The organism is Mesorhizobium sp. L2C066B000 (genome assembly GCF_000502335.1).
In the GTDB taxonomy this organism is placed as follows: Bacteria; Pseudomonadota; Alphaproteobacteria; order Rhizobiales; family Rhizobiaceae; genus Mesorhizobium.
In genome coordinates this window covers 245132-261773 of sequence record NZ_AYWZ01000001.1, presented here as the reverse complement: position 1 = coordinate 261773, position 16642 = coordinate 245132, and the positions used below count along the sequence as shown (strand labels likewise).

Below are 16642 nucleotides of genomic sequence, written 5' to 3'. Positions count from 1 at the left end.
CGATCACCTGATTGTAACATTATTGAAACACACCTAAGTGTTTGGTGAAGTCGGTTGCATGGAATCAACGCCATGGCCGGCATCTGAGGGAGATTCAAATGGACTTCAGTGGTTTCGGTATTGCGATTGGTGCGCTTGCCTTTCTGGTATTGGTGCTTCTTATCAAAGGCATCCGGACAATCCCGCAAGGCTATAATTATACGGTGGAGCGCTTTGGTCGTTACACCAAAACACTAAGCCCCGGCCTCAACCTCATCGTGCCGTTCGTCGACCGAATCGGCGCCAAGATGAACATGATGGAGCAGGTGCTCGACGTTCCGAGCCAGGAAATCATCACGCGCGACAACGCCATTGTCGGCGTCGACGGCATCGCCTTCTACCAGATCCTCAATGCGGCGCAGGCCGCCTACCAGGTCGCCGGCCTGGAGAACGCCATTCTCAATTTGACGATGACCAACATCCGTACCGTCATGGGCTCGATGGACCTCGACGAATTGCTGTCGAACCGCGACGCCATCAACGAGCGCCTGCTGCGCGTCGTCGACGAAGCGGCGCATCCGTGGGGCATCAAGATCACCCGCGTCGAGATCAAGGACATCAATCCGCCGGCCAACCTCATCGAATCGATGGGTCGTCAGATGACGGCTGAACGTAACAAGCGTGCGCAGATCCTCGCCGCCGAAGGCCTCAAGCAGTCGCAGATCCTTGAGGCCGAAGGCCGCAAGGAAGCCGCCTTCCGCGACGCCGAGGCACGCGAACGCTCGGCCGAGGCCGAAGCGCGAGCCACCCAGGTTGTATCGGAAGCCATCTCCAAGGGCGACGTGCAGGCACTCAACTACTTCGTGGCGCTCAAATACACCGAAGCGATGGGCAAGATCGGTACCGCCAACAACAGCAAGGTCGTGCTGATGCCGATGGAAGCCTCGGCGCTGATCGGCACGCTCGGCGGCATAAGCGAGATCGCCAGGGAGGTGTTCCGCAGCGAAGGCACCGCCGGCGCCGCCAGGCAGGCCGCCCGCCCTCCGGTGGTTCGCCCAGGCGAGAATTGAGGCTAGCTGAGAACTGAGATCATAGGAGCGCACTCCCATGTTCGACCGCATCATTTCCGAACTTGGTCCGTGGAACTGGATGGTTCTGGGCTTCGTCCTCCTGGTGATGGAGGTCATCGCGCCAGGAATATTCATGCTGTGGATCGGCATCGCCGCATTGGTGATCGGTGTGATTTCCCTGCTCGTCTGGGACGCAAGCTTCTGGGCCTGGGAAGTCCAGGTCCTCGCCTTCCTGGCCCTGTCGCTGGTCTCGGCCTTTGCCGGAAAGAAGCTGGTTGGTGGGCGTAATACCCCTAGCGACCAGCCGCTGCTCAACCGGCGCGGCGCGCAGTTGGTCGGCAGGATGGCAACGCTGGCCGAGCCGATCAAGGACGGTCGCGGCCGCATCAAACTCGGCGATACACTGTGGCGCGTCTCCGGTCCCGACCTGCCGGCCGGCACGCAGGTGCGCGTCGTCAGTTCGGCCGACACCGATCTGGAACTGACCGTCGAGGCAGTTTGACATTTCGAAAGCGCATGGCGCTTTCGATCCGGAAAAATCAGGCCGCGTCGCCTAGGGCTTCCCGAACGCGACGCGTCCTTTGATTTTTTCAGGCGGCGCCGATGCGCAGCAGGTCGTGCAGATGAACCAGTCCCACGAGCCGCCTGCCTTCGACCACCATCAGGCTCGTAATGGCCGAATTGTTGATAATCTGCAGCGCCGTCGCCACCAGCGTGTCCGGTGTGGCCGTCTTCGGCTTTTTCGTCATCACCTGATCGACGCTCATTTCCATGAGATTGCTGCCGATGTGACGCCTGATGTCGCCATCGGTGATGATGCCCACCAACGCGCCATCCGCCGTCGCGATCGCCACGCAGCCGAAGCCCTTGTTCGACAATTCGAGGATCGCCTCGCGCATGCCCGTGCCGGAAGACACCAGCGGCAGCCTGTCGCCGACATGCATGATCTCGTGGATCTGCGTGAGGTTGGCGCCGAGCTGGCCGCCGGGGTGGAACGTGCGGAAATGGTCGGGCGTGAAGCCGCGCGCTTCGAGCAGCGCTATGGCCAGCGCATCGCCGACCACCAGTTGCAGCAGGGTCGATGTCGTCGGCGCCAGACCGTGCGGGCAGGCTTCCGGCGCGGACGGCAGGAGCACCACCACGTCGGCCGCGCGCGCCAGCGCCGAGGCCGCGCCCGCGGTAATCGCAATCAGCGGGATCGAGAAGCGCCTGGAATAGGCGACGATGCCCATCAACTCTTTGCTCTCGCCGGACCATGACATGGCAATGATGGCATCGTCTCTGGCGATCATGCCAAGGTCGCCATGATTGGCCTCCGCCGGATGGACGAAGAAGGCAGGCGTGCCGGTCGAAGCCAGACTAGCCGCGATCTTAGTGCCGATATGGCCGCTTTTGCCGACGCCGGTGACTATGACGCGGCCATTGATGCGCGACACCATGTCGACGGCGCGGGCGAAAGGTTCGGCCAGTTCGTTCTCCAGCGCGGCGGCCAATGCCGCCACGCCGGCCTGTTCCGTGGCTACCGTTCTCAGCGCCGAGGCGACCGAAGCCTCCAAAGGCTTCTTTTCTGGGGATCCCGCATGCATGGCTGATGCGATTAGCGCTTTGCCGTTCGCCTGTCCAACAGAATTGCCGTCCAGCCATGTCGTACAGGCACACCTTCAACCCTCCGTTAACCATCCCCGTTTACGGTTCGGTAAGTATGGCGCGCTTGCGCCGCGCAAGCAGTGGTGACGATGTCGCGGGCCCAGCCTCAAGAGAAAAAAGGTCGAACGGGCAGAGCCTTTTGCGCTCTGCTTCTGGCGACGAGCGTGCTCGCTTTGCTGCGGCCAACTGCGCTTCATGCCCAGGAGACCGAGCTGCGCGGCGAGGTTTCGGAATCGGCGATCCTGTCCGACCAGCAGCGCCGGGCCAGGCAATTGACCAAGGCCAACACGCAGGTCAAGCCCGCCCCTGCCGACACCGCCCCCACGGGAAACACGCCAACCGCTTATGTGCCGGCCAGCGATGGCGCCTTGCCTGACGACACCGACCCGTCCCAGGCCGGCGCAAACAGCATTTTCGACCCGCCGGCGACCATCGACGATTCGGGCGCCGACAAGCCGCCAACCGTCCAGCCACGCCGGCCATCGACGGCAAAACAAGGCGCCTCCGCGGATGCAGACAAGGCCAAGGACAAAACCAAGGCTGCCGACAAGAAGAAGCCTGGCAAAGCCACGGACCAGACCACCACCGGAACGACTCCGGACGGCACTGCGGCAGACGACGCCGATCAGGACACAGCCAACCGCCGTGTCCTCACCGTCGACAGCGTCGACCGGCAGAAGCTCGACCCTGGCGCCGAGCGCACCGACGCCATCGAGGGCCAGAAGAAGAAGCTCGAGGACGACCCGTACGCGGCAACCGGCATCAAGGTCGGCTCGTTCCTGCTGCGGCCGACGCTCGAGCAGGGCGTTGCCGTCACGTCGAACGCCGATTCCAGCGCTGGCGGCAAGTCGGCGGTGCTGTCCGAAACGGCGCTGCGTTTTTCCGCCGCCTCCGATTGGCGCGAGAATTCGGCGGTCATCGACGGCTACGGCAATTTCCGCAACACCATTTCGGGCCAGAAGATCAATGAGGCACGCGGCCGTATCCAAGGCACGTACAATGTCGACCTCGATAATGAACTGCGTGCCATCGCCAAGCTCGGCTACGAGATTGCGCCGGAATCGGCCTCCGCGCCCGACGCCATTGCCGGCGTCAAATCGCAGCCGATCCGCCAGACGGTCGACGGCAGCCTCGGCGTCGAGAAGGACGTCGGCAAGATGCGCTTTGCGCTGACCGGCGCCGTCTCCCACGACATCTATGGCGATGCCGAACTTACCGATGGCACCTCGCTGTCGCAGAAGGACCAGGACAACACGCTCTACACCGCAACGTTGCGGACTGGCTATGAAATTTCCCCGGCTCTGACGCCCTTTGCCGAGATTGAGCTCGGCCGCCGGGTATATGACCAACGGATCGACAACAAGGGCTTCGAGCGCTCTTCGACCCGGCTTGGCGCACGCGCCGGTATCGAAGTCGACATGGGCGAGAAGCTCAAGGGTGAGTTCTCGGCCGGCTGGCTGAGGGAGGCGATCGATGACAAGAACCTGGAGGCGATTTCGGGAGCCACCATCAATGCCGACCTCAAATGGTCGCCCGAGCGCGGTACCATCATCGGCCTCACCGGGCGAACCACGGTCGAAGGCACAACGAATGCCGGTGAGAGCGGCGACATCCTCTATTCCGGCCGCCTCACCGGCGAGCGGCAGATCCGCGCCGACCTGACCGGCAACGCAGCCCTTGGGCTCGACTGGCGCAATTACACCGGCTCCGACGGCCATGACATGACGCTGAGTGCAGAGGCCGGGCTGACCTGGTGGCTGAACCGCTATGTCGGCCTCACCAGCCGCGCCCGCACCGAAAAGCTGACCAGCAATCTGCCCGGGCGCAACTACACCGCCAACAGCATCTATTTGGGGCTGAAGCTGCAGCGGTAGCTAAAAAGCAGCGCCGCGACGCTCGGACGGCTTCATCTCATCGAGCAGCGTGCGGATGACGCCGGCCATGTTCTCGTTAATGTCGCTGCGCCACAGCGCGAAGGCGACATTGGCCTCGACGAAGCCTTCCGGCGAGCCGCAATCGAAGGTGCGGCCCTGAAAGTGGTAGCCAAAGAAGGGCTGCTGCTTTTCCAGCTTCAGCATCGCGTCGGTGAGCTGGATCTCGTTGCCGGCGCCCTTTTCCTGGCTTTCGAGGATCTTGAAAATCTCGGGCTGCAGGATGTAGCGGCCGTTGATGTAGAGATTGGACGGCGCGGTGCCGGTCTTCGGCTTTTCGACCATCTCGGTGATGCGGAAGCCGTGATGCGTGTCCTCGCCGCGGCCGACAATGCCATATTTGTGGGTCTCGGCCGGATCGCATTCCTGTACGGCGATGATGTTGTTGCCCGTCTCCTCGTAGAGCTCGACCATGGCCTTCGTGCAGCTCTTCTCCGACTGCATGATCATGTCGGGCAGCAACAGCGCGAAGGGTTCATCGCCGACCAGTTCGCGGGCGCACCAGACGGCGTGGCCGAGCCCCATCGGCACCTGCTGGCGGGTGAACGAGGTCTGCCCCGGCGCCGGCTGCAGCCGCTGCAAGCGGGCCAGCTGATCGTCCTTGCCGCGCTGTGCCAGCGTATCATAGAGCTCGAACTGGATATCGAAATGGTCTTCTATGACCGCCTTGTTGCGGCCGGTGACGAAGATGAAATGTTCGATGCCGGCCTCGCGCGCCTCATCGACGACATACTGGATGACCGGCCGGTCGACGACGGTCAGCATCTCCTTGGGAATGGCCTTGGTGGCCGGGAGAAACCGTGTGCCGAGACCGGCGACCGGGAAAACTGCCTTGCGAACTCGCTTCATGCGTCAATTATCCGTTTGAGGGCGTGCCCGGCAATCCCGCCTCGCGACATTTTCGCGCCGGAATTGTGGATTATCGGGCCATTGAGGGAAACATCAACCGGTAAAGCATCCAGGTGTCTTTTCGTTCCAGGCGCCGCCTATGGTAAACCAATTGCTAACCCGGTTCGGCGATGAATGGTCTTTCCTGAGATAGAGAAAGGGGAAAATATGTCCGTTCGCAGTGCCGCAAAACTCTTTACCAGCGTGCTGACGGCGGCCAGCCTCTCGCTCACCTTGCTGATGCCGGCCGGACCGGCCTTCGCCGATGCCGGGTTTCGGCAATGGGTCGCCGGCTTCCGCGCCACGGCCGTGGCGGGCGGCGTTTCCGGCGCGGTCTACGACCGGGCGTTCCGGGGCATCAATGAACCCGACCCGGTGGTGCTGGAAAAGGCACGCACCCAGCCCGAATTCACCGCACCTGCCTGGGACTATTTCGACAACCGCGTCCACGACCAGTCCGTTGCCGTCGGCCAGCAGATGGCCAAAAAATGGAAGGCGTGGCTGGAACGGATCGAGGCGAGGTTCGGCGTCGACCGCTACATCCTGCTCGCCATCTGGTCGATGGAATCGAATTACGGCGAGATCCTCAAGCGCGACGACATCATGCGCAATGTCATCCGCTCGCTGGCAACCCTCGCCTATGGCGACCCGAAGCGTTCGAAATTCGCCCGCACCCAATTGGTCGCCGCGCTGAAAATCCTGCAGACCGGCGACATCGACGAAAGCCACCTGATGGGCTCCTGGGCCGGCGCCATGGGCCAGACCCAGTTCATCCCGACCAGCTACCAGCATTATGCCGTCGACATGGACGGCAACGGCAAGCGCGACATCTGGAATTCGATCCCCGATGCGTTGGCGACATCAGCCAATCTGCTGAAGAAGAATGGCTGGCAGGGCGGCAAGACCTGGGGCTACGAGGTCACCATTCCGGCGGGCAAACTGCCGGCCGGCTCGAAGACATTGGCGCAGTGGCAGGCGCTCGGCGTCGCCAGGGCCAATGGCAAGCCGTTCAAGAACGCAACCGACAAGGCGACGCTGAAAGTGCCGGACGGCCGCGGCGGACCGGCATTCCTGATGATCAAGAACTTCTCCGTCATCAAGGCCTACAACAACGCCGACAAATATGCCCTGGCCGTCGGCCTTCTTGCCGACGAAATCGCCGGCTCTAATGGTCTGGTGCAGGACTGGAAGCGGCCCTTCACCAAACTGTCCTTCGAGGAAAGGCAGGAGTTGCAGAAGCGGCTTTCGCAGCACGGACTTTACGACGGCAAGTTCGACGGCAAGATCGGTGACGGCACGAAAACCGCCATCATGACCTATCAGGCAACGGTCGGCTTGACCCAGGACGGGTATCCGAGCATGGAAGTGCTCAAATGGCTCAGAAAGAAATAGAGCCGGCGACGGCAGCTTGCATTTGCGACGCAAGGGATGCCGTAGCATCGGTCTGTGCATGATCCCCTGCAAGGGCCATGCACCAAGGGATGGAGAGGGTGCTTGGTTTCGGCAGCGCGTATCCGTGTGATCGTTTTCCGCTTGCCGATCCTCATTCTGGCCATCGTCGTCCTGGCGACGGGGGTCGCCGGCAGTTTCCACACACCGGCTTTGGCGCAGGAGCAACCGCAGAACCGCGGCTGGTCGCTGCGCGACCTTCTGTTCCCGCGCCGCAGCGAACGCATCGAGCCGCCGCTCGACGTCCGCAAGGCAAAGCCGAAGGTCAAGAAGAAGCCCCGTGCACCCGTTGAACCTTCCGCTCCGATTGTCGAGAAGACACCGGATGCCCGCGTCGTTCTGGTGATCGGCGATTTCATGGCCAACGGCCTGGCCGAAGGCCTCGAAACAGCCTTTGCCGACAATGCCAACGTCAGGATCGTCGAGCGCGCCAACGGTTCTTCGGGTTTCGTGCGCGATGATGTCTACAATTGGCCCGAACAGGTCAAATCGCTGGTCGAGACCGAAAAACCCTCCGTGGTCGTCGTCATGCTCGGCTCCAACGACCGCCAGCAGATGCGCGTCAACGATGTGCGCGAGCAGCCGCGCTCCGAGAACTGGACCAAGGAATACGAACGCCGGACCGAAGCCTTGGGAAAGGCACTGGCGGCGACCAAGGTGCCTTATCTGTGGGTCGGCATGCCAGCCTTCAAGACGCCGAAGATGACCTCCGACATGCTCGCATTCAACGACATCTACCACTCGGCTGCCGAGAAGAACGGCGGCGAATTCGTCGATGTCTGGGATGGGTTCGTCGACGAGAACGGCGCCTTTGTCTCGACCGGCCCCGACATTAACGGCCAGGCCGTGCGGCTGCGCTCCGACGACGGCATCAACGTCTCGAAAGCCGGCAAGCGAAAGCTCGCCTTCTACACCGAAAAGCCGCTGGCCAAGATCCTCGGCCTGGCAGCGCCGGGAAGCGTGGTGACGGCTGCCGCACCGGCCGGCGCCCCGGTCGAGGCGCCGTCGCTGCCCGCCGCCCCGATCGTGGTCGACCGCACCGTTCCAATGCTGCTCAACGATCCGGCGCTCGACGGCGGTACCGAACTTCTCGGTGCGGCGGCGGCGCCGAAAGCCAATCCGGATCTGCCCGGCGAAAAACTAATCCTCGAAGGCAAGGCGCCCGAGGCCTCGCCCGGCCGCGCCGACGACTTCTCGTGGCCGCCCAAGGCCGCTGCCGCGACGGATACGACGACGGCGATCAATCGTTAACGGGGGAGTACCGTCGACCCCATCAGCGCTTCATCGATCGAGCGCGCGGCCTGGCGGCCTTCGCGGATCGCCCACACAACCAGCGACTGGCCGCGGCGCACATCACCTGCGGCGTAGAGCTTGTCGACGCTGGTCTTGTAGTCGCGATCGTTGGCTTCGACATTGCGGGAACGGCGGCTGTCGGTAGTGATTTTCATCTCACCGTCCAGCTCTTTCGCGACGCCGGCGGCAGCCGGTCCCGCAAAGCCGATGGCGATGAAGGCGAGGTCTGCACGGATGACGAATTCGGTGCCGGCGATCGGCTTGCGCTTCTCGTCGACTTCGCAGCATTTGACGCCGGTCAGTTGGCCGTCCTCGCCGATGAATTCGAGCGTCGCCACCTGGAATTCGCGCTCCGCACCTTCGGCCTGTGAGGACGAGGTGCGCATCTTGGTCGCCCAGTAAGGCCAGACCGAAAGCTTGTCTTCCTTCTCCGGCGGCTGCGGGCGGATGTCGAGCTGGGTGACGCGCACCGCGCCCTGGCGGAAGGCGGTGCCGACGCAGTCGGACGCGGTATCGCCGCCGCCGACGACGACGACATGCTGGCCGCCGGCGATGATCGGATGCGACGGCCAGGCCACCGACTGGATCGGCTCGCCGCCGACGCGACGGTTCTGCTGCACCAGATAGGGCATGGCGTCATAGACGCCGCCGAGATCGTCGCCCGGAATGTTGGCCGGACGCGGCGATTCCGAACCGCCGCAATAGAGCACCGCATCGTATCCGGCGAGCAACTCTGCCACCGGCTTATCGACGCCGACATTGACGCCGCAATGGAAGGTCACGCCCTCGCCCTGCATCTGCTCGATGCGGCGGTCGATATAGTGCTTCTCGATCTTGAAGTCGGGAATGCCGTAGCGCATCAGCCCGCCGGGACGGCTCTCACGCTCATAAACGCTGACCTCGTGGCCGGCGCGGCCAAGCTGCTGCGCCGCCGCCATCCCTGCCGGACCGGAGCCGATGACAGCGACCCGCTTGCCCGTCTTCTTCTCTGGCGGATAAGGCCGGATATGGCCGGTTTCATAAGCCTTGTCGGCGATTGCCTGTTCGACAGTCTTGATGGCAACCGGAATGTCCTCGAGGTTCAGCGTGCAGGCTTCCTCGCAGGGCGCGGGGCAGATGCGGCCGGTGAACTCGGGGAAATTGTTGGTCGAATGCAGGTTGCGGATCGCATTGTCCCAGTCGCCATTGTAGACGAGGTCGTTCCAGTCCGGGATCTGGTTGTGGATCGGGCAACCGGTCGGCCCGTGGCAGAACGGGATGCCGCAATCCATACAGCGCGCCGCCTGTTTCTCGACCTCCTTGTCCGACATCGGCAGCGTGAATTCACGAAAATGCCGGATGCGGTCGGAGGCCGGCTGGTACTTGTGCACCTGCCGGTCGATTTCGAGAAAGCCTGTTACCTTGCCCATAGTCCAGTTCCTGCTGTCCAGATGGTGCGGTTTTCGCACCCGTTAACCCCTTGAGGCAGCCGTGGCAACCTTGCATCCGAGGTCAAACTGTCGCTGAAAGTTCCGCCGGGAAGCCTGCGCCTCCCGGCAAGTCGAAAAACCTATTCCGCCGCCACGCCCATGCGCATGCGTTCCATCTCGATCAGCGCGCGGCGGTATTCGACCGGCATGATCTTGCGGAATTTCGGCCGGAAGGTCGTCCAGTCGTCGAGTATCTCGCGGCCGCGTACCGAACCGGTGAAATGGACGTGGTTCGAGATAAGCTGGTAAAGCCGTTCCTCGTCATGGGTGGTCATGTCGCCCGAGACGTCGACGCGACCCTTGTGGTCGAGGTCACCGCCATGATGCAGCAGCCTTTCCATCAGATCGTCTTCTTCCGGAACCGGCTCCAGCTCGACCATCGCCATGTTGCAGCGCGCGGCGAAATCGCCGGCCTCATCCAGAACATAGGCCACGCCGCCCGACATGCCGGCAGCGAAGTTGCGACCGGTCTGGCCGATGACGACGACGATGCCGCCGGTCATGTATTCGCAGCCATGATCGCCGACGCCTTCAACGACGGCGGCGACGCCCGAATTGCGCACCGCGAAGCGCTCGCCGGCGACACCTGCGAAATAGGCCTCGCCCTCGGTCGCGCCATAGAGGACGGTGTTGCCGACGATGATCGATTCCGCCGCGACGATCCTGGACTCCTCCGGCGGCCGGATGACGATGCGTCCGCCCGACAGGCCCTTGCCGACATAGTCGTTGGCCGCACCGACGAGATCGAACGAGATGCCGCGCGCCAGGAAGGCGCCGAACGACTGGCCGGCGGTGCCGGTCAGCTTCACCTGGATCGTGTCCTCGCGCAGGCCCTTGTGCCTGAAGCGCTTGGCGACTTCGCCCGACAGCATGGCGCCCGTGGAGCGATCGACATTGCGGATGTCGACCTCGATCTTGACCGGCTGCTTGCTTTCGAGCGCGGGCTTCGCCAGTTCGATCAGCTTGCGATCGAGTACATCGTCGATCGGGTGTTTCTGCCGTTCGGTCCAGTGCACCGCCTCATGCGGCGCGTCCGGCTTGAAGAACATCTTGCCGAAATCGAGCCCACGCGCCTTCCAATGCTGGATCATCTCGCGCTTCTCCAGCAGGTCGCTGTCGCCGATGATCTGGTCGATATGGGTGTAGCCCATCTCGGCCAGCAGCCCCCTCACCTCTTCCGCAACATAGAAGAAGAAGTTGATGACATGCTCGGGCGTGCCCTTGAAACGCTTGCGCAGAACCGGATCCTGCGTCGCGACGCCGACCGGGCAGGTGTTCAAGTGGCACTTGCGCATCATGATGCAGCCGGCCGCGATCAGCGGCGCGGTCGAGAAGCCGAACTCGTCGGCACCGAGCAGCGCACCGATGATGACGTCGCGCCCCGTGCGCAAGCCGCCATCGACCTGCAGCGCAACGCGCGAGCGCAGCCCGTTCAGCACCAGCGTCTGGTGCGTCTCGGCTAGGCCCATTTCCCACGGGCTGCCGGCATGCTTGAGCGAGGTCAGCGGCGACGCGCCGGTGCCGCCATCATAGCCCGATATGGTGATGTGGTCGGCGCGTGCCTTGGCGACGCCGGCCGCAACCGTACCGACACCGACTTCCGACACCAGCTTTACCGAGACATCGGCCGCCGGGTTGACGTTCTTCAGATCGTAGATCAGCTGCGCCAGATCCTCGATCGAATAGATGTCGTGATGCGGCGGCGGCGAGATCAGGCCGACGCCAGGCGTCGAGTGCCGGACCTTGGCGATGGTGGCGTCGACCTTGTGGCCGGGCAGCTGGCCGCCCTCACCGGGCTTGGCGCCCTGCGCGACCTTGATCTGCATGACATCGGAATTGACGAGATACTCGGCGGTGACGCCAAACCGCCCCGAGGCGACCTGCTTGATCGCCGAACGTTCGGGGTTCTTGCTGCCGCCGGGCAGCGGCAGATAGCGGTCGGCCTCTTCGCCGCCCTCGCCGGTGTTCGACTTGCCGCCGATCTGGTTCATGGCGCGCGCCAGCGTCGTGTGTGCCTCGCGCGAGATCGAGCCGAACGACATCGCCCCGGTCGAGAAGCGCTTGACGATATCGGCCGCCGACATCACGTCCTCTATCGCCACCTTCTTGCGGCCGGTCTCTTCCGCAAGCTTGATCCTGAACAGGCCGCGTATGGTCTGGGCACGGGCCGTCTCGCTGTCGATCTGCGCGGAATACTCCTTGAACGTCTCCCACGAGCCCTGACGCACGGCGTGCTGCAAGGTGGCGACGGCGTCGGGCGACCACATATGGGCTTCGCCGCGCATGCGGTACATGTACTCGCCGCCGACCTCGAGGCTGTTGCGCAGCACCGGATCGTTGCCGAAACCGTCGGTGTGGCGGCTGAGCGTCTCAGCCGCGACCTCGTCCAGGCCGACACCTTCGATCAGCGTCGCTGTGCCGGTGAAGTACTTCTCGACGAAATCCGACTTCAGCCCGATGGCGTCGAATATCTGCGCGCCGCAATAGGACTGGTAGGTGGAGATGCCCATCTTCGACATCACCTTGAGGATGCCCTTGCCGATCGACTTGATATAGCGCGAGACCACCTCGTAGGCGTCGACCTCCGCCGGCAGTTCGCCACGCTTGTGCATGTCGAGCAGCGTGTCGAAAGCAAGGTAGGGGTTGATCGCCTCGGCGCCGTAGCCGGCGAGACAGCAGAAATGATGCACTTCGCGGGGCTCGCCGGATTCGACAACCAGGCCGACCGCGGTGCGCAGACCCTTGCGGATCAGATGGTGGTGCACGGCAGCCGTCGCCAGCAGTGCCGGAATGGCGATACGGTCGGGACCCACCTGGCGGTCGGACAGGATGATGATGTTGTAGCCGCCGGCAACGGCCGCCTCGGCGCGCTCGCACAGACGCTCGACGGCGCCCTGCATGCCGGCCGCGCCCTCGCTCGACCCGTAGGTGATGTCGATGGTCTTGGTGTCGAAACGGTCCTCGGTGTGGCCGATCGAGCGGATCTTTTCCAGATCGCCATTGGTCAGGATCGGCTGGCGCACTTCGAGCCGCTTGCGGCGCGAATTGCCGACCAGGTCGAAGATGTTCGGCCGCGGCCCGATGAACGAGACAAGGCTCATCACCAGTTCCTCGCGGATCGGGTCGATCGGCGGGTTGGTGACCTGGGCAAAATTCTGCTTGAAGTAGGTGTAGAGCAGCTTCGACTTGTCCGACATCGCCGAGATCGGCGTGTCCGTGCCCATCGAACCCACCGCTTCCTGGCCGGTGGTCGCCATCGGCGACATCAACAGCTTGGTGTCTTCCTGGCTGTAGCCGAAAGCCTGCTGGCGATCGAGCAGGCTGACATCCTTGCGCAGCGCGCGCGGCTCGACCGGCTTCAGATCCTCCAGGATCAGCTGCGTGTTGTTGAGCCAGGTCTTGTAGGGATGCCTGGTGGCGATCTCCGACTTGATCTCCTCGTCGGAAATGATGCGGCCCTTGGCAAGGTCGATCAGAAGCATGCGGCCAGGCTGCAGCCGCCACTTCTTGACGATCCTCTCCTCCGGCACCGGCAGCACGCCGGCTTCGGACGCCATGATGACGCGGTCGTCGTCGGTGACGATGTAGCGCGCCGGGCGCAGCCCGTTGCGGTCGAGCGTGGCGCCGATCTGGCGGCCGTCGGTGAAGGCGACCGCGGCCGGCCCGTCCCACGGCTCCATAAGCGCTGCATGGTATTCGTAGAAAGCCCTGCGATCGGCATCCATCAGCTTGTTGCCGGCCCAGGCTTCCGGGATCAGCATCATCATGGCGTGGCTGAGGCTGTAGCCGCCCTGGAACAGGAATTCGAGCGCATTGTCGAAGCACGCCGTGTCGGACTGGCCGTCATAGGAGATCGGCCACAGCTTGGAGATGTTGTTGCCGAACAGTTCGGAATCGACCGAGGCCTGGCGCGCCGCCATCCAGTTGTTGTTGCCGCGCACCGTGTTGATCTCGCCATTATGCGCGACCATGCGGTAGGGGTGCGCCAGCTTCCAGGACGGGAAGGTGTTGGTCGAGAAGCGCTGGTGGACAAGGATCAGCGCGGTCTCGAAACGCGGATCCGACAAATCCTTGTAATAGGCGCCGACCTGGTAGGCCAGGAACATGCCCTTGTAGACAATGGTACGCGCCGATAGCGACACACAGTAGGCGCCGATATCCTTGTTGTTGTTCTCGGCGTAGATACGGCCGGAAATCACCTTGCGCAGCAGGTACAGCCTGGCCTCGTATTCCTCGTCATCTGGAATGTCCGATGTGCGGCCGATGAAGACCTGGCGATGGAACGGTTCGGAGGCCGCAATATCGGGCGCCTTCGACAGCGATGAATTGTCGACCGGCACGTCGCGAAAGCCGAGCAGCGGCAGCCCTTCTGACTGCGCCGATTCGGCGATGATCTCTTCGATATGGGCGCGCAGTGCCGCATCCTGCGGCATGAACCAGTGGCCGACGCCGTATTGGCCTGCCGCCGGCAGTTCGACGCCCTGGGCCGCCATCTCTTCGCGGAAGAAATGATCGGGAACCTGCACCAGCACGCCGGCGCCGTCGCCCATCAGCGGATCGGCGCCGACAGCGCCGCGATGCGTCAGGTTTTCGAGCACGAAGAGCCCGTCCTTGACGATCTGGTGCGACTTCACGTTCTTCATGTTGACGATGAAGCCGACGCCGCACGCGTCATGCTCGTTGCGCGGATCATAGAGACCCTGCGCGGCCATGCCATTGGTGGTCAGGCCGTTGGTCTGGCCTTCTTTGGTCAGAACGGTATTTTTAACGGCTGCCGCTTTCGTCTGCTCGGCCTGGCCGATAATCGCAGATGGCGTCAGTTCCGTCATCGTCCTGTCCTCCGTTCCGGCCCCTTGCACGTCTAGCATTTGGGGCGCTGGTCTACCTTGGGAAGCGACTGGCTTCCGCTCTCATTCTTGCGGCACGTCTTTTCGAAATCCTTGGCGGACCGTGCGGTGCACCGCCGGTTCGTATCCGGTATCGTACAGGCCACAGCCGAGCCGTCTACCCGTCGCTCGCGGCAACGGCCGGAGTGGCCTAAATGATACGCCAATCCAGCCTGACTTGTGCGACAAAATAAGACAGCACTACTGTCCTAAATTTTTATGTCAGAAATCCTGGGCGTACACAAGACCGATTCACCAAATTCTTGGACGTTTGGCGACAGAAAATTACGTCAGGCGCTGTTGAAACGAAATTTCGGTCCCGGCACTCCTTCGTGATCGCCTTTGGCTTTACCGCTTTTTCAGCCCTTGGCCCTTGCGCGTCAAACCCCGAAACGGCCATGGTCGCGCTCTTGTCGCAACCAGACTTTCTCAACTAGACAGGGACTTTCCTGATGTTCTTTGCATCCGACAACTGGGCGGGCGTCCATTCCAACATTGCCGCCGGGCTGTCAGCCAATGCCGGCGGCTTTTCGACCGCTTATGGCGATGGCGATCTCGACCGCGCCGTCTACCAGCGTTTCAGCGAGATCTTCGAACGCGAGGTCGCGGTGTTCTTCGTCGCTACCGGCACGGCGGCCAACTCGCTGTCGCTGGCCGCTTACAACAAGCCCGGCGGCATTTCCTTTGCGCACCGGGAATCGCATATCATCGAGGACGAATGCGGCGCGCCGGAATATTTCAGCGGCGGCTCGCGTCTCCATGCTGTCGACGGCGCCCTAGGCAAGATCGACCCGCACAATCTTGAACGCGCCGTCGCCCGTTTCGCACCCGAGATCGTCCATTGGGGACGCCCGACGGCCGTCTCGATCACCCAATCGACCGAAGTCGGCACAGTGTACGGGCTCGACGACATTTCCATCATTTCGGAGATCGCTAAACGCTTCTCCCTGCCGCTGCATATGGACGGCGCCCGTTTTGCCAACTCATTGGTCGCGCTTGAGACGACGCCGGCCGAAATGACCTGGAAGCGCGGCGTCGACATCGTCTCGTTCGGCGGCACCAAGAACGGCTGCTGGTGCGCCGAAGCCATTGTGCTGTTCGACCTCGACCGCGCCAAGGAGCTGTCCTTCCTGCGCAAGCGCGCCGCACAGCTGTTCTCCAAGTCGCGTTTCATCGCAGCGCAGTTCGACGCCTACTTCAAGGACGGCCTGTGGCTGGACACGGCCCGTCATGCCAACGCCATGGCTGCGCGCCTGGCGGCTGCGATCGAGGATTCGGCAGCGGCGAAGCTCGCCTGGTTGCCGCAGGCCAACGAGGTGTTCGCGGTGATGAAAAAGGCGGAAGCCGAAAGGCTGCAATCCGCCGGCGCCGCCTTTTACGACTGGCACAGGCCGCACGGCTTCGACGGCCATGTCGGCGAGGACGAGTTGCTCTATCGCTTCGTCACCAGCTTTGCCACGACTTCAGATGAGGTCGATCGCTTCGGCCAGATGATCGCCTGAACTCGCGAGACCGCGCCAATGACAAAGCCACCTCTCGGCTCAACCATGCGGCTGGTTCGCCCGGCGCCAAACGTGCTCGGCTTCTACGATGGCCGCGTTGACGGCGTTCGCGCCTGGTCGGACGAGCCGAACTGGCTGGACGACGGCGCCTATGCCCTCGGCATCTGCACCTATGCGATCGTCGATGGTTCGCAGGCGCTTGTCTACGACACGCATATTTCGCTGCCTCACGCGCGCTTCATCAGGCAGACGCTCGAAGACATGGGCGCAACATCGATCCGAGTCGTGCTCAGCCACTGGCATGACGATCATCTTGCCGGCAATGAGGTGTTTCAGGATTGCGAGATTATCGCCAACACGCTCACCGCTCGCGAACAACCGGGCCGAGATCGAAAGCGGTGTTCCACCGATCAATCCTCTCGTGCTGCCGAACAGGACCTTCGAAGGCAGTCTTGACCTCGCCGTTGGATCGATCGCCGTCGAACTGCGTCAGGTCGAAATCCACAGCCATGACGGCACGGTGCTGTT

The 16642-nt window shown here is 62.9% G+C and carries 11 protein-coding genes; 7 read left to right on the top strand and 4 right to left on the bottom strand.

The window, feature by feature from the left end; all coding sequences use genetic code 11:
- Window positions 1-98: 98 nt before the first annotated feature.
- On the top strand, window positions 99-1049 hold the full coding sequence (locus X733_RS164480; protein ID WP_023695711.1) for an SPFH domain-containing protein: 951 nt from the start codon (window positions 99-101) through the stop codon (window positions 1047-1049).
- Between the two features lie 37 nt (window positions 1050-1086).
- Window positions 1087-1551 carry an NfeD family protein gene (locus X733_RS164485; RefSeq protein ID WP_023671953.1) on the top strand — a complete coding sequence of 155 codons (465 nt, stop codon included), beginning with the start codon at window positions 1087-1089 and terminating at the stop codon, window positions 1549-1551.
- Window positions 1552-1639: 88 nt separating this feature from the next.
- Here the strand turns inward: X733_RS164485 and X733_RS164490 are convergent, their stop codons facing one another.
- On the bottom strand, window positions 1640-2635 hold the full coding sequence (locus X733_RS164490) for a KpsF/GutQ family sugar-phosphate isomerase (protein WP_023686410.1): 996 nt from the start codon (window positions 2633-2635) through the stop codon (window positions 1640-1642).
- Between the two features lie 150 nt (window positions 2636-2785).
- Here X733_RS164490 and X733_RS164495 point away from each other — a divergent pair, with 150 nt between their 5' ends.
- Window positions 2786-4570 (top strand): outer membrane beta-barrel protein, encoded by a 1785-nt coding sequence (locus X733_RS164495; RefSeq protein ID WP_031192934.1) that lies wholly within the window; start codon window positions 2786-2788, stop codon window positions 4568-4570.
- On the opposite strand, the gene galU is transcribed toward X733_RS164495, so the two are convergent.
- Window positions 4571-5476: a UTP--glucose-1-phosphate uridylyltransferase GalU gene (gene galU, locus X733_RS164500; protein WP_023817267.1), complete on the bottom strand. Its 906-nt coding sequence runs from the start codon at window positions 5474-5476 to the stop codon at window positions 4571-4573.
- A gap of 207 nt (window positions 5477-5683) precedes the next feature.
- On the opposite strand from galU, the gene X733_RS164505 reads away from it, so the two are divergent.
- Window positions 5684-6907: a lytic murein transglycosylase gene (locus X733_RS164505; RefSeq protein ID WP_023671957.1), complete on the top strand. Its 1224-nt coding sequence runs from the start codon at window positions 5684-5686 to the stop codon at window positions 6905-6907.
- Between the two features lie 102 nt (window positions 6908-7009).
- Window positions 7010-8215: a DUF459 domain-containing protein gene (locus tag X733_RS164510; RefSeq protein ID WP_023695706.1), complete on the top strand. Its 1206-nt coding sequence runs from the start codon at window positions 7010-7012 to the stop codon at window positions 8213-8215.
- Here the strand turns inward: X733_RS164510 and X733_RS164515 are convergent.
- Together X733_RS164515 and gltB are read right to left on the bottom strand one after the other, a co-directional pair.
- Window positions 8212-9666, bottom strand: coding sequence for a glutamate synthase subunit beta (locus X733_RS164515; protein WP_023671207.1), 1455 nt, complete (start codon window positions 9664-9666; stop codon window positions 8212-8214). The genes X733_RS164510 and X733_RS164515 overlap by 4 nt on opposite strands.
- 140 nt (window positions 9667-9806) lie before the next feature.
- Window positions 9807-14555: a glutamate synthase large subunit gene (gene gltB, locus X733_RS164520; protein WP_023817266.1), complete on the bottom strand. Its 4749-nt coding sequence runs from the start codon at window positions 14553-14555 to the stop codon at window positions 9807-9809.
- A 509-nt stretch (window positions 14556-15064) separates the two neighbouring features.
- On the opposite strand from gltB, the gene X733_RS164525 reads away from it, so the two are divergent.
- Entirely contained in the window at window positions 15065-16114 is a 1050-nt protein-coding gene (locus tag X733_RS164525) for a low specificity L-threonine aldolase (RefSeq protein ID WP_023701031.1), read from the top strand.
- A gap of 18 nt (window positions 16115-16132) precedes the next feature.
- Complete coding sequence (locus X733_RS1000000171385; protein ID WP_348625850.1) at window positions 16133-16570, top strand: MBL fold metallo-hydrolase; 438 nt, start codon at window positions 16133-16135, stop codon at window positions 16568-16570.
- The last annotated feature ends 72 nt before the right edge of the window (window positions 16571-16642 follow it).

Bases quoted from the DNA above. Each gene is read 5' to 3' on its own strand.
- X733_RS164480 (WP_023695711.1), top strand. From the start codon at position 99: ATGGACTTCAGTGGTTTCGGTATTGCGATTGGTGCGCTTGCCTTTCTG.
- X733_RS164485 (WP_023671953.1), top strand. From the start codon at position 1,087: ATGTTCGACCGCATCATTTCCGAACTTGGTCCGTGGAACTGGATGGTT.
- X733_RS164490 (WP_023686410.1), bottom strand. From the start codon at position 2,635: ATGCATGCGGGATCCCCAGAAAAGAAGCCTTTGGAGGCTTCGGTCGCC.
- X733_RS164495 (WP_031192934.1), top strand. From the start codon at position 2,786: ATGTCGCGGGCCCAGCCTCAAGAGAAAAAAGGTCGAACGGGCAGAGCC.
- galU (WP_023817267.1), bottom strand. From the start codon at position 5,476: ATGAAGCGAGTTCGCAAGGCAGTTTTCCCGGTCGCCGGTCTCGGCACA.
- X733_RS164505 (WP_023671957.1), top strand. From the start codon at position 5,684: ATGTCCGTTCGCAGTGCCGCAAAACTCTTTACCAGCGTGCTGACGGCG.
- X733_RS164515 (WP_023671207.1), bottom strand. From the start codon at position 9,666: ATGGGCAAGGTAACAGGCTTTCTCGAAATCGACCGGCAGGTGCACAAG.
- gltB (WP_023817266.1), bottom strand. From the start codon at position 14,555: ATGACGGAACTGACGCCATCTGCGATTATCGGCCAGGCCGAGCAGACG.
- X733_RS164525 (WP_023701031.1), top strand. From the start codon at position 15,065: ATGTTCTTTGCATCCGACAACTGGGCGGGCGTCCATTCCAACATTGCC.
- X733_RS1000000171385 (WP_348625850.1), top strand. From the start codon at position 16,133: ATGACAAAGCCACCTCTCGGCTCAACCATGCGGCTGGTTCGCCCGGCG.